The organism is Streptococcus sp. E24BD (assembly GCF_041807825.1).
Lineage (GTDB): Bacteria > Bacillota > Bacilli > Lactobacillales > Streptococcaceae > Streptococcus > Streptococcus entericus.
The window spans coordinates 17,343-29,133 of the sequence record NZ_JBGTZB010000003.1 but is presented as its reverse complement, the minus strand read 5'-3'; the positions used below and the strand labels follow the sequence as shown (position 1 = coordinate 29,133).

Genomic DNA, 11,791 nt, shown 5'->3' with positions numbered 1-11,791 from the left:
TAAGTTTGATACTCTAAGTTTAGTTCAATGGCACATTTTTCTCCCACTCACTCTTCAGCAAGCCATAGCGGAGGCTAGCACAGCGATTCCCTTGGGCATCCTTACGGTCACGGATGGTTGCTTCTAAGGTAAAACCAAGCTTTTCAGCCAATTTTCGACTAGCTTGGTTGTGATCATAACACGCAATTTCAATCTTATGAAGCTTGAGAAGTGTAAATCCGGCTTCCAAAAAAGCGTGACAAGCTTCGGTCATAAGGCCTTTTTGCCAAAAATCCGGATGTAGAGTATAGCCCATTTCTAGGACATCATCCGCATGGCGCAGGTTAAAATCAACAGAGCCGATAACCTTATCTGTCCCTTTGAGGCAAATCCCATAGCCCGATGGCAAATGATGGTCTGCATTACGTTTCGTCAGAACATGCTCTAAGTAATACACTTCATCTTCAACTGTTTTGACAGGTGGAAAACCTGCTGGCCAGGAGACCTCTGGTAAGCTAGCATATTCGAACACCGCTTCTGCATCTGCAACGGTGCGTTCTCGCAGGTAAAGTCGGTCAGTCTCAAGATTCGGCAGACTGATTTTTTCTTCAGTATTGTGATTGTTGCTCATGTTAGTTCTCCTGGAGTTGATAGAAATCTAGGACAATACCTTCAGGACCTTGAACAATTAGGGAATATGTCCCCCAGTCAGTCCTCGTTGGTGGATTCAGAATCATCTCTCCCGATTCTTGAAGGGCCTGATATTTCACATCTACATCTTCTATTTGAATGTGCAGAATAATACCAGATTGGAACTGCTCCAATGGGATAATCGCTTTATCCGATAGCATCAGACAATGGCTACCGACAGTGAACTGAGCAAAATGCTCATCTTTATAATCTGCTACAAGACCAAGCAATCTCTCCAACTGTTCACTAGATTGACTAACATGACTGACAACAATATCTAATTGATTTAAATCCATCACAATTCTCCTTTTCTAGATTAATATCGGTTCCAAATTCATCAGTTTACAGTTTTCACTCCGTTCAAACTGCATCCATATCTCTAAACTCTGCTCAGTTGCTATGCAACTGGCACTCACTAAGAGATATGGAAAATCCCCATCCAGCTTGCGCTAGATAGGGACGAAGTTCTGTTACGATTTCCGCGGTACCACCCAAATTCGGGCTTGTACCCGCAACTTTGTTTGTTCAGTTTTAGACATCAGCAACCAGTTTTGACCAACTCGCGGATTTCTCAGCCTCACCACTTTCTGTACAGTTGTTTTCTCAAAACACCTCTGATGGGTTAATTCTATCATCTTTTTAACAGAATAGCAACACCTATTGCCCAAAAAATCAATATTTTCTAAACCGTTGGTAACGGGCTTCTAATAACTCTTCTAACGGCAGTTGGCGTAAGTGGTCAAGTTCCTTAATCAATTCACTTTTCAGTGTAGCGACAACTTCATTTGTAAATTGCCCATATTCGGGGATAACCTTATCCACGACATCCAGCTTGAGCAGCTCATAAGAGGTGATTTTCATAAGCTCAGCCGCCTCCATGGCACGGCTGCCATCTTTCCAGAGAATAGAAGCAAAGCCTTCTGGCGAAAGCACCGCATACATAGAATGCTCCAGCATCCAAACCTTGTCCGCCACTGCTAGAGCCAAAGCTCCACCAGATCCACCCTCACCGATGATGATGGCGATAATCGGCACTTTTAGGTCACTCATCTCCATGAGATTGCGGGCAATAGCTTCTCCCTGTCCACGCTCTTCTGCTCCGACACCTGGATAAGCGCCCGCAGTATTGATAAAGGTAATAACAGGGCGACCAAATTTCTCCGCCTGCTTCATAAGACGCAGGGCCTTGCGGTAACCCTCTGGACTAGGTTGGCCAAAATTACGGTCCAGATTGTCCTGAAGGTTTCTTCCTTTTTGGATACCAATCAAGGTCACAGGCTGACCTGCCAATCGACCGACACCTCCAACAATCGCCCCATCATCTCTGAAATGCCGATCACCATGCAGCTCCATAAAATCATCCAGCAAGAGCTCAGCGTAATCCAGAGCGGTCAAGCGAGCTTGGTCTCTGGCCTGCTTGATGATGTTTCCGATGTCACTCATCGCACACCTCCATGTAGACTAATTAAGCGACCGATGGTCTCACGCAGGTGCTGCCGCTTGACGATCGCATCGACAAAACCATGCTCCAAGAGAAACTCTGCCTTTTGGAAATCATCGGGTAGCGTTTCCCGTACAGTACTTTCAATGACACGCCGTCCTGCAAAGCCAATCAAGGTCTGCGGTTCGGCTAAGATGATGTCCCCTTCCATGGCAAAGCTGGCTGTGACCCCACCTGTGGTCGGATCTGTTAGAATCGTCAGGTAAAAGAGCCCTGCATTGGAATGGCGTTTGACAGCAGCTGAAATCTTGGCCATCTGCATGAGGGACATAATCCCCTCTTGCATTCTAGCTCCTCCAGAAGCCGTAAAGAGGACGACTGGTAAGCATTCTTGCGTCGCATGCTCAAACAGACGGGTAATTTTCTCACCCACGACCGTCCCCATGGACGCCATGATAAAGTGAGAATCCATGATTCCCAGTGCCACTTTCTGTCCCTCAATCATAGCGGTCCCTGTCATCACTGCCTCATCCAGACCAGTCTTTTCACGGGTTGCCTGTAATTTTTCCATATAGTGAGGGAAGTCCAAAGGATTCTTGGTCTCAATCCCTGTAAACAGTTCCTCAAAACTCCCCTCATCCACTGTCAGGGTCAAGCGATCGTGCGCTGTAATCCGAAAGTTATACTGACAAGATGGACAAGTCTTTTCTAGCCCTAAATCCTTCTGATAAATGGTCTGCTTGCAGGCAGGGCACTTGGAAAAGAGTTCGTCTGGCACCTCAGGCTTGACCTGTGGACGGACTTCTCGGGCAAAGCGATTGGGGTTGATACGGATATATTTTTCTTTTCGTGAAAATAAAGCCATTCTTCCTCCTTTTTAGCAGAGAGGCAGTCGAGACAAAAGTCCTGGCCTCTTAACACTATATTGTTTATTGTACAAGACGCAGTGGTTGACTGGCCTCTAACTCGCTGATAAATCAGCTTTTACAGTCCTAGTCAACTGTGCGGAGGTGGGACGAAAAGATCGAATTTCTTCGAAATTACCGATTTTTGTCCCACTCTCTTCTCGTGTGTATCTTCCTATTTTAGTCATGAGTGGCTTGGTAATGCGGTAAAAATTCTTCCATCAAGTAGGCGGTGTCATAATCCCCTGCCACTACTCGCTTGTCCGCAATCAAGTCCAGCTGAAAGTCTGTATTGGTCACAACCCCTTCAATCTCCAGCTCATAGAGGGCCCGCTGCATCTTCATCAGAGCTTCAAACCGATTGGCCCCATGCACGATGACCTTGGCAATCATGCTGTCATAGTAAGGCGGAATGGTATAGCCGGGGTAAACAGCTGAGTCAACCCGCAAGCCCACACCACCACTGGGCAGGTAGAGATTGCGAATCTTACCAGGGCTCGGTGCAAAGTTGAAGGCTGGATTTTCAGCATTGATACGGCATTCAATGGCATGACCTGTGATGGCGACCTCCTCTTGGGTCACCGATAACGGCAGTCCTGCTGCGATGCGGATTTGCTCCTTGACGATGTCTACACCTGTCACAAATTCCGTCACGGGGTGCTCGACTTGGACACGGGTATTCATCTCCATGAAGTAAAACTCACCCTTAGCTTCGTCTAAGAGAAACTCGATCGTTCCTGCATTTTCATAACCAACGGACTGAGCTGCACGCACTGCTGCCTGCCCAATCTTGTGGCGCATGGTTTGTCCAATCGCAATAGACGGCGCTTCTTCAAGGACTTTCTGATTGTTTCGCTGGAGCGAACAGTCCCGCTCGCCCAAGTGAATCACCTGCCCTTGCTTGTCTGCGAGGATTTGAACCTCAATGTGACGAGCTGGATAGACCACTTTCTCCAAATACATGGCACCATTGCCAAACGCTGCCTTGGCTTCTGACGAGGCTGACTCAAAGGCAGGAACAAGATCTTGAGCCTTTTCGACCTTACGAATCCCTTTGCCGCCACCACCAGCTGACGCCTTGAGCATGACTGGATAGCCGATTTTCTCCGCAATGGCTAGCGCCTCCTCAGCAGAGAAGACCTCTCCATCTGAACCAGGAATGACAGGAACACCAGCCTTGATCATCTCGGAACGGGCATTGATCTTATCCCCCATGGTATCCATGACGGCACCAGATGGACCAATAAACTGAATGCCTACCTCTTCACACATGGTCGCAAACTTGGAATTTTCACTTAAAAATCCAAACCCGGGGTGAATGGCTTCTGCACCTGTCACAACTGCAGCAGATAACACTGCATTGATATTCAGATAGGAGTCGATCGATTTGGCAGGTCCGACACAAATCGCCTCATCTGCCAAGAGCACATGAAGGGCGTCTTTATCCGCCTGCGAATAAATCGCCACCGTTTCAATTCCCAATTCTCTCGCTGCACGAATAATCCGTACCGCAATTTCGCCACGGTTGGCGATTAAGATTTTTTTGAACATACTTTTCTCTCTTTATGGCAGTTTCGCAAAGGGATTTCCCTTAACTAAACGATTCCAATGAAAACTTTTCTATCGCAGTAGCTGTTGGGTCGTTCACTTCGCTAGGCTTGTGACCAACCTGCTCCTTTTCCGATTTTCAGACTCGAACCTTCCAGAGTCACTTAACTGACTCTGGAAGTCTTGCGGGGATAGGACAACAACATCGAACGCTCTGCGTTAGCGATTTCTGTATTCTCGCTTTCTGATTTTCAGGCTCGAACCTTAAACAGTCCACTGGACTGTTTAAGCCCCAATCGCAAAGGTCAGCGTCCCGCTCGCTGCCAGCTTGCCATCGACTTCGGCTTTGGCTTCAACGACTGCAATCGTGCCACGGCGTTTGACAAAGGTCGCTGTCATGACGAGCTGATCTCCAGGAACGACTTGTTTTTTGAATTTGACCTTGTCCATGCCCGCATAAAAGACCAACTTGCCCTTGTTTTCAGGCTTGGACAACTCCAAAACACCTGCGGTCTGCGCCAAGGCTTCCATGATGAGGACACCCGGCATGACTGGATATTGGGGAAAATGCCCATTGAAAAAGGGTTCATTGATGGTCACGTTTTTCAATGCGACAATCGTATCGTTTGTCATCTCCAGCACCCGATCCACCAAGAGCATCGGGTAGCGGTGAGGCAGCGCCTCTTTAATCTGGTTTATATCCATCATTTGATGCGCACCAATCCTTGTCCAAATTCGATGACCGCTTCATTGGCCACCAAGATCTCTGTGACAACCCCATCACGTGGAGCTGGCACTTCATTCATCACCTTCATGGCCTCGATGATCATCAGGGTCTGTCCCTTCTTCACACTGTCCCCGACGGCCACAAAGGCTGGCTTGTCTGGAGCGGGCGACAGGTAGGCCACACCGACGAGCGGGCTCTCCACCACTTCCCCTTCGGCTTGTGCTGTTGGGACAATGGCAGAGCTAGCAGTCGCAGGCTCATCTAGGGGAACGACTGGCGTTTGCGCTTGGGGGGCAGCATTCGCCACCGTAGGCTGAGCAGCTGGTGCCACAGCCAAAGCGCTGCCTTCATTTTTACTAAAGGCAAGCTCATCGCTGCCATTTTTATAAGAAAATTCACGGAGACTTGAGCTGTCAAACTGTGCCATTAAGTCTTTAATTGCTGCTAATTCCATTAGCCCTCCCATTTCTTAAATGCAATGACTGCATTGTGACCACCAAAGCCAAAGGTATTGGAAATGGCATAGCGAATAGCCATATCTCGACCTTGTCCATAGATGACATCCGCCTCAATGTAGTCAGATACTTCTGTCGTACCAGCCGTTTTCGGCGCATGGGCATGTTTCATCGCTTCGATAACAGCGATAGCTTCCACCGCACCCGCAGCTCCCAACAAATGACCTGTAAAGGACTTGGTTGAGGACACAGGCGTATTGGTTCCAAAGACAGAAACGATCGCGCCGCTCTCGCCCTTCTCATTGGCAGGAGTAGAAGTCCCGTGGGCGTTGATGTAGTCCACATCTGCTGGCTCGATGCCTGCTTCTGCAAGCGCCAACTTCATAGCTTTAATAGCCCCCAAACCTTCTGGATTCGGCGAGGTCATGTGGTGGGCATCGCAGGTATTGCCATAACCCACGATTTCCGCCAAGATTGTAGCCCCACGTTTTTGGGCATGTTCCAGACTTTCCAAGACCAGAACACCTGCACCTTCACCCATGACAAAGCCATTTCGGTCCTTGTCAAAAGGAATCGACGCGCGAAGCGGGTCTTCGGTCGTGGACATAGCGGTCAAGGCCTGGAAACCACCGATGGCAAATGGCGTAATGGCTGCTTCTGAACCACCAGCCAGCATGACATCTTGGAAGCCGAATTTAATTTCACGAAAAGCATCCCCCAAGGCATCATTGGACGATGCACAGGCCGTAATCACACACTTGCAGACCCCATTGGCACCAAATCGCATGGCGATATTTCCTGCTGCCATGTTTGGCAGGGCTTTTGGCAGAGCCATCGGGCGAATCCGCTTGGGACCCTTGGTGTTCATTCGCTCCACTTGTTGCTCGATTTCCAAAATCCCACCGATACCGGTCGACAAAATCACTCCAAAGCGGTCTCTATCTAACGTGTCTGGCGTCAAGCCTGCATTGGTGACTGCTTCTTCTGCCGCATAGAGAGCATAGAGCGAGTAGTCATCGTAGCGATTGGTGTCTTTTTTCGTAAAGTATTTGTCAAAAGGGAAATCCTTGATTTCCGCGGCATTATGGACACTGTATTCGCTCGTATCAAACTTGCTAATCTTGCCAATACCGACCTTGCCTGTGTATAGGCTGTTCCAAAATTCTTCTGGCGTGTTCCCGATTGGGGAAGTAATACCGTATCCTGTAACGACGACACGATTGTTTTTTGTCATGGTGTTCTCCTTTTTGAACTGTACGATTTTTACAACTGTCACATTAACGAGACGCAGTGGCTGAGTGCTTCAGGATGTTTGCGCCTTGAAGGCGAGAAATCGTGAGTTGCACAACTCAAACAGCCTGAAGATGGCTGTTTGAGGTTGTGGATAGAGCGAGCAAGGCTCGCCACAATCATCAGGGCTGTTTAGCTGATGTCATCAGCTTTTACACCCCTACTCAACTGTTCTCTCATTGCATGGTCAAGCCGCCATCAATGGCAATCACTTGACCGGTGAGGTAGTCTTGACTAGCCAGAAAGACTGCCGCATCAGCCACTTCATCCGCCTGTCCAAAGCGTTTCATCGGGACTTGTCCCAGCATCGCCTCTTTAATCTTATCTGCCAACACAGCTGTCATATCCGACTCGATAAAGCCTGGGGCAATGGCATTGACCCGCACATTGCGACTTGCCACTTCCCGTGCGATGGACTTGGTCAAGCCAATCAATCCTGCCTTAGACGCTGCATAATTAGCCTGCCCTGCATTGCCCACGAGACCAACCACGCTCGAGAGGTTGATAATCGCCCCCTCACGTGCCCTTGTCATAGGTTTTAGGACAGCTTGAGTCATGTTGAAGGCCCCTGTTAGGTTGATTTTGAGGACGCTGTCAAAGTCTTCTTCCGTCATCCGCATGGCCAGACCATCCTTGGTAATGCCGGCATTGTTGACCAGAATATCCACACTTCCCAGCTCTTCGATGGCTCTATCAACCATTTGCTTGGCCTGCGCTTGACTGGAAATGTCTCCCGAAATGCTCACCACCTTGACACCGTAGGGCTCAAAGGCAGCCAGCGTTTCTGCTGGAATCTCCCCACGACCGTTGATTACGACATTGGCACCCAGACTGGCAAATTTATGAGCAGTAGCCAATCCAATACCACGTGTTGAACCAGTAATAAACACATTTTTCCCTTGTAATTTCAAAGTATTATCCTCCAATATTTTCTAATAATTTTTCTAAATCAGTTAATGTTTCAATTGATTGACAAGCTAATGTCTTGTCCATTTTTTTGATAAAGCCAGACAAGACATTGCCCGGACCAATCTCAATAAAATTGGTCACCCCAGCTGCCTGCATGGTAGCAATCGACTCGTAAAACCGTACAGGCTCCATGACCTGACGAGTCAACAGACTTGGAATGTCCGTAGTCGCCATAATAGCCGCCTCGGTATTGCCCACGACAGGACAAGTTCCCTCATGAAAGGCCACTTCTTTTAGAGCAAGTGCTAGCTTGTCCGACGCCGGCTTGAGGAGTGCCGTGTGAAAAGGACCAGAGACATTCAGTGGTATCAGGCGTTTGACGCCTTCCTCTTTAAGAAGCTCTACCGCCGCATCCACCGCATCTACCTCACCACCGATGATAATCTGTGCTGGCGTGTTGTAGTTGGCAGGACTGACCACACCCAAGTGAGCGACTGCTTGACAGGCCTTCTCAATGACAGCGACATCCGTATTCAGGACGGCCACCATCTTGCCTGATCCAGCAGGAGCTGCTGTTTCCATATACTCCCCACGCTTGGCGATGAGGGCGACTGCTTCCTCAAAATCTAGATAGCCTGCTGCCACAAGGGCTGAGTATTCGCCCAAGGACAGACCTGCCATCATGTCAGCCACCAATCCCTGCTCCTGCAAGAGACGGAAAATCGCCACAGAAGTCACCAGCATGGCTGGCTGGGTATAGCGGGTCTGATTGAGCTTGACCTTATCGGTATCGATAAGGTCCCTCACATCATAGCCCAAGACACGGCTAGCTGCTTCATAGGTCTCTCGGACAATTGGATAGGTCTCGTACAAGTCCCGTGCCATCCCTAGACACTGCGCCCCTTGCCCTGCAAACAAAAAAGCTGTTTTTGTCATCTTATTCTCCAATACTTGCCCAACGCGTTGCTTCTTCCTTGATCACTGCAGCCGCACCGTAGTAAATATCCTTCAAAATCTCTTCACAAGTCTCTTCCTTACTGATGAGCCCTGCAATCTGACCTGCCATGACAGAGCCATGGTCAACATCCCCGTCAACCACCGCATTGCGAAGGGCACCAGCTCCCAGCTCTTCAATTTCTTCAGCTGTCTTTTTACCCGCTAAGAAATCTTTCTCAGCCTGACTGTAAGCTGTCGCCAGCTTATTTTTAATAGCACGGACAGGGTGCCCGACAACAGAAGCCGACACCACCGTATCAATGTCCTTAGCTTTCAAGACCTTATCTTTGAAGTTTTGGTGGGCATTGGACTCTATCGCCACAACAAAGCGTGTCCCTACCTGCACCGCCTCTGCCCCCAGCATAAAGGCTGCCGCCGCACCGTGACCATCTGCAATACCACCTGCTGCAATGACAGGAATCGTCACCGCTTCGACAACCTGACGCACCAAGGTCATGGTCGTCAACTTACCAATGTGGCCTCCTGCTTCCATGCCTTCGGCAATGACAGCATCCACACCCAGTTTTTCCATGCGCTTAGCAAGGGCAACGGACGGTACCACTGGAATGACGATAACCCCTGCTGCATGCAAGCGTTCCATGTACTTACCAGGATTTCCCGCACCTGTCGTCACGACCTTGACACCCTCTTCGATGACCAAGTCCACGATGTCATCCGCAAAAGGCGATAGGAGCATGATATTGACCCCAAATGGCTTATCCGTAATAGACTTGACCTTCTGGATATTGGCACGAACAACCTCTTTTGGAGCGTTGCCCCCACCGATGATGCCCAGACCACCAGCATTTGAGACAGCACCAGCCAAATCACCATCTGCCACCCATGCCATCCCCCCTTGGAAAATAGGGTATTTGATGTTTAATAATGTTGTAATACGTGTGTTCATTTTAGTTCTTATCCTTTTTACAACTTAGCAAACCTGCTAGGAAAACAAGACAGGTTTCTCTTGCTTACCTAGCAAGTTTGATAAAAAAAATATTTTTTCTATCAAACTATTCAGGTAAGAAGTAAGGCTAAGCATTTAGCCTTAACTTCTATATTTTAATGATATTGATAGCTTCTTTATGAAACGAATTAAATTTTGCCTTCAACGTAAGCAACCAAGTCGCCAACAGTGTTCAAACCGTCTTCTGTTTCGATTTGGATGTCAAACGCATCTTCAATTTCTGAAATAACTTGGAACACATCCAGTGAGTCAGCGTCCAACTCATCAAAGGTTGTCATGAGAGTGACTTCTTCAGCATCTTTGCCGAGTTCTTCAACGATAATTTCTTGTACTTTTTCAAATACTGCCATGATAGGGTCTCCTTTTTGGATAAAAATATTTTTATAAACGGGTGCTAACCCATTGATAACTAGATTGTAATCAGTAAACTACCCCAGGTTAAGCCACCACCGAAGCCTGATAAGAGGACGGTTTGGCTACCATCGAGACGAATCCGCCCATCGGCGACGCACTCGGAGAGCAGGATAGGAATGGACGCTGCACTGGTATTGCCATAGCTCATCATATTGGCTGGGAATTTAGCTAGATCAGCACCAATTTTTTGAGCCATCTTGTCAATGATGCGACTGTTGGCTTGATGAAGCAGGTAGTAATCGACAGCCTCTGCCGATAAGTCATTGTCGGATAACAGTTGACGGATGCTTTTTGATACGGTCTTGATAGCAAAATCAAAGATGGCTCGACCGTTCATCTGAACCCGACTATCAGCCTGCTCTGCCATTGCCGCAAAAGGCGATGAAAAACCTGACTTTCCTGACTGCAAGGCTTGTCCATGGGTGCCGTCGGTATTGAGGCTCTCGGCCAGAAAATACTGGTGATCGCTGGCCTCCAGCAAGACCCCGCCAGCACCGTCACCAAAGAGCACAGCGGTGCTACGATCAGACCAGTCCAAAATCTTAGAAAAGACCTCCGCCCCAATGACAAGACCTTTTTGATAAAGACCAGACTGGATTAATTTTTCAGCGGTTGATAAGGCAAAGACGAAACCTGAGCAAGCTGCCGCAACATCAAACGCAAATGCACGCGTAGCTCCAAGAGCTCCCTGAACGAGAGCTGCTGTTGAAGGCATCATGCTGTCTGGCGTAATGGTCGCAATGATGATAAAATCAAGCTCTTCTGCCGTCAAGCCTGCTTTTTGGAGCAGTTGCTCAGCAACGGCTGTCGCTAACTGACTGGTGTCCTCTGTCTGGCTGATCCGCCTCTCTCTAATACCCGTACGACTAGCAATCCAGTCGTCGCTGGTATCCATGATTGCTGCGAGATCATCATTGGTCACCACCTGACTAGGTACGTAGTGAGCAACCTGACTAATTCTTGCATAGGTCATCACATCAAGTCCTCCAGAAACTGGTGAAGGCTAGCTAGACCTTTTTGAAGCGCTAGGACCTCGCTCTCGCTCATATCGCCTAATACCTTTAACACCATATTTTTGTGGAACTGACGGTGAAGTCTATACAGCAAGCGTCCCTTGCTTGTTAAGCTAATGTAAACCACACGACGATCTGTCAGCGAACGTGTCCGTGTGATGTACCCTTTTGCTTCCAGTTTATTAAGGCTGGTGGTAACTGTTCCTAGGGTTAGGAGCAGCTCTTTTGCAATATCAGATGGTGTGACATTCTTGTTTGTTCCAATAATGTCAATGGTGTGCATCTCCTTTAAACTAACATCCTTAAACTGACTTTGTCTCAGGCTGTTCTCCTCTACAACCAAAACACGGTTAAAAATATCTACTAAGTAACTATTGATTTGATTGTAGTCCACACCACACCTCCACTGTATCTTATCAAAGCTAGAACTTTGATGGTCAAATTATATCACAACCAA

Annotated in this window: 14 protein-coding genes; all 14 read right to left on the bottom strand. The window is 48.2% G+C overall.

Annotated elements, in window-relative coordinates; all coding sequences use genetic code 11:
* Window positions 1–19: 19 nt before the first annotated feature.
* The 14 genes from ACERC5_RS01100 to ACERC5_RS01035 all read right to left on the bottom strand — a co-directional run bounded on the left by ACERC5_RS01100 (window position 20) and on the right by ACERC5_RS01035 (window position 11,728).
* Window positions 20–610, bottom strand: a complete 591-nt coding sequence (locus ACERC5_RS01100) for a GNAT family N-acetyltransferase (RefSeq protein WP_373658280.1) — start codon at window positions 608–610, stop codon at window positions 20–22.
* A gap of 1 nt (window position 611) precedes the next feature.
* The gene (locus ACERC5_RS01095; RefSeq protein WP_373658279.1) at window positions 612–965 is read right to left on the bottom strand and encodes a VOC family protein; all 354 of its coding nucleotides are present in this window, start codon (window positions 963–965) and stop codon (window positions 612–614) included.
* A 376-nt stretch (window positions 966–1,341) separates the two neighbouring features.
* On the bottom strand, window positions 1,342–2,112 hold the full coding sequence (locus ACERC5_RS01090; protein WP_373658278.1) for an acetyl-CoA carboxylase carboxyl transferase subunit alpha: 771 nt from the start codon (window positions 2,110–2,112) through the stop codon (window positions 1,342–1,344).
* Window positions 2,109–2,975 (bottom strand): acetyl-CoA carboxylase, carboxyltransferase subunit beta, encoded by an 867-nt coding sequence (gene accD, locus ACERC5_RS01085; RefSeq protein ID WP_373658277.1) that lies wholly within the window; start codon window positions 2,973–2,975, stop codon window positions 2,109–2,111. Before accD ends, ACERC5_RS01090 begins: the two co-directional genes overlap by 4 nt.
* Window positions 2,976–3,195: 220 nt before the next feature.
* A complete protein-coding gene (gene accC, locus ACERC5_RS01080) occupies window positions 3,196–4,566 on the bottom strand; it encodes an acetyl-CoA carboxylase biotin carboxylase subunit (protein WP_373658276.1) in 1,371 nt (456 codons plus the stop codon).
* Window positions 4,567–4,848: 282 nt separating this feature from the next.
* Window positions 4,849–5,271 (bottom strand): 3-hydroxyacyl-ACP dehydratase FabZ, encoded by a 423-nt coding sequence (fabZ, locus tag ACERC5_RS01075; protein WP_373658275.1) that lies wholly within the window; start codon window positions 5,269–5,271, stop codon window positions 4,849–4,851.
* Entirely contained in the window at window positions 5,268–5,744 is a 477-nt protein-coding gene (gene accB / locus ACERC5_RS01070) for an acetyl-CoA carboxylase biotin carboxyl carrier protein (RefSeq protein WP_373658273.1), read from the bottom strand. Before accB ends, fabZ begins: the two co-directional genes overlap by 4 nt.
* Complete coding sequence (gene fabF, locus ACERC5_RS01065) at window positions 5,744–6,979, bottom strand: beta-ketoacyl-ACP synthase II (RefSeq protein ID WP_373658272.1); 1,236 nt, start codon at window positions 6,977–6,979, stop codon at window positions 5,744–5,746. The genes accB and fabF overlap by 1 nt, the downstream gene beginning before the upstream one ends.
* A gap of 232 nt (window positions 6,980–7,211) precedes the next feature.
* Window positions 7,212–7,946 (bottom strand): 3-oxoacyl-[acyl-carrier-protein] reductase, encoded by a 735-nt coding sequence (gene fabG, locus ACERC5_RS01060; protein ID WP_373658271.1) that lies wholly within the window; start codon window positions 7,944–7,946, stop codon window positions 7,212–7,214.
* Between the two features lie 4 nt (window positions 7,947–7,950).
* The gene (gene fabD, locus ACERC5_RS01055) at window positions 7,951–8,880 is read right to left on the bottom strand and encodes an ACP S-malonyltransferase (protein WP_373658270.1); all 930 of its coding nucleotides are present in this window, start codon (window positions 8,878–8,880) and stop codon (window positions 7,951–7,953) included.
* Window position 8,881: 1 nt separating this feature from the next.
* Window positions 8,882–9,847 (bottom strand): enoyl-[acyl-carrier-protein] reductase FabK, encoded by a 966-nt coding sequence (fabK, locus tag ACERC5_RS01050; protein ID WP_373658269.1) that lies wholly within the window; start codon window positions 9,845–9,847, stop codon window positions 8,882–8,884.
* Between the two features lie 188 nt (window positions 9,848–10,035).
* On the bottom strand, window positions 10,036–10,257 hold the full coding sequence (locus tag ACERC5_RS01045) for an acyl carrier protein (protein WP_373658268.1): 222 nt from the start codon (window positions 10,255–10,257) through the stop codon (window positions 10,036–10,038).
* 59 nt (window positions 10,258–10,316) lie between these two features.
* On the bottom strand, window positions 10,317–11,294 hold the full coding sequence (locus ACERC5_RS01040; protein ID WP_373658267.1) for a beta-ketoacyl-ACP synthase III: 978 nt from the start codon (window positions 11,292–11,294) through the stop codon (window positions 10,317–10,319).
* Entirely contained in the window at window positions 11,294–11,728 is a 435-nt protein-coding gene (locus ACERC5_RS01035; protein ID WP_373658266.1) for a MarR family winged helix-turn-helix transcriptional regulator, read from the bottom strand. The genes ACERC5_RS01040 and ACERC5_RS01035 overlap by 1 nt, the downstream gene beginning before the upstream one ends.
* Window positions 11,729–11,791: the final 63 nt, after the last annotated feature.

What these genes read in the sequence shown, in the direction of transcription:
- ACERC5_RS01100 (WP_373658280.1), bottom strand. Translation starts at nt 610, where the DNA reads ATGAGCAACAATCACAATACTGAAGAAAAAATCAGTCTGCCGAATCTT.
- ACERC5_RS01095 (WP_373658279.1), bottom strand. Translation starts at nt 965, where the DNA reads ATGGATTTAAATCAATTAGATATTGTTGTCAGTCATGTTAGTCAATCT.
- ACERC5_RS01090 (WP_373658278.1), bottom strand. Translation starts at nt 2,112, where the DNA reads ATGAGTGACATCGGAAACATCATCAAGCAGGCCAGAGACCAAGCTCGC.
- accD (WP_373658277.1), bottom strand. Translation starts at nt 2,975, where the DNA reads ATGGCTTTATTTTCACGAAAAGAAAAATATATCCGTATCAACCCCAAT.
- accC (WP_373658276.1), bottom strand. Translation starts at nt 4,566, where the DNA reads ATGTTCAAAAAAATCTTAATCGCCAACCGTGGCGAAATTGCGGTACGG.
- fabZ (WP_373658275.1), bottom strand. Translation starts at nt 5,271, where the DNA reads ATGATGGATATAAACCAGATTAAAGAGGCGCTGCCTCACCGCTACCCG.
- accB (WP_373658273.1), bottom strand. Translation starts at nt 5,744, where the DNA reads ATGGAATTAGCAGCAATTAAAGACTTAATGGCACAGTTTGACAGCTCA.
- fabF (WP_373658272.1), bottom strand. Translation starts at nt 6,979, where the DNA reads ATGACAAAAAACAATCGTGTCGTCGTTACAGGATACGGTATTACTTCC.
- fabD (WP_373658270.1), bottom strand. Translation starts at nt 8,880, where the DNA reads ATGACAAAAACAGCTTTTTTGTTTGCAGGGCAAGGGGCGCAGTGTCTA.
- fabK (WP_373658269.1), bottom strand. Translation starts at nt 9,847, where the DNA reads ATGAACACACGTATTACAACATTATTAAACATCAAATACCCTATTTTC.
- ACERC5_RS01045 (WP_373658268.1), bottom strand. Translation starts at nt 10,257, where the DNA reads ATGGCAGTATTTGAAAAAGTACAAGAAATTATCGTTGAAGAACTCGGC.
- ACERC5_RS01040 (WP_373658267.1), bottom strand. Translation starts at nt 11,294, where the DNA reads ATGACCTATGCAAGAATTAGTCAGGTTGCTCACTACGTACCTAGTCAG.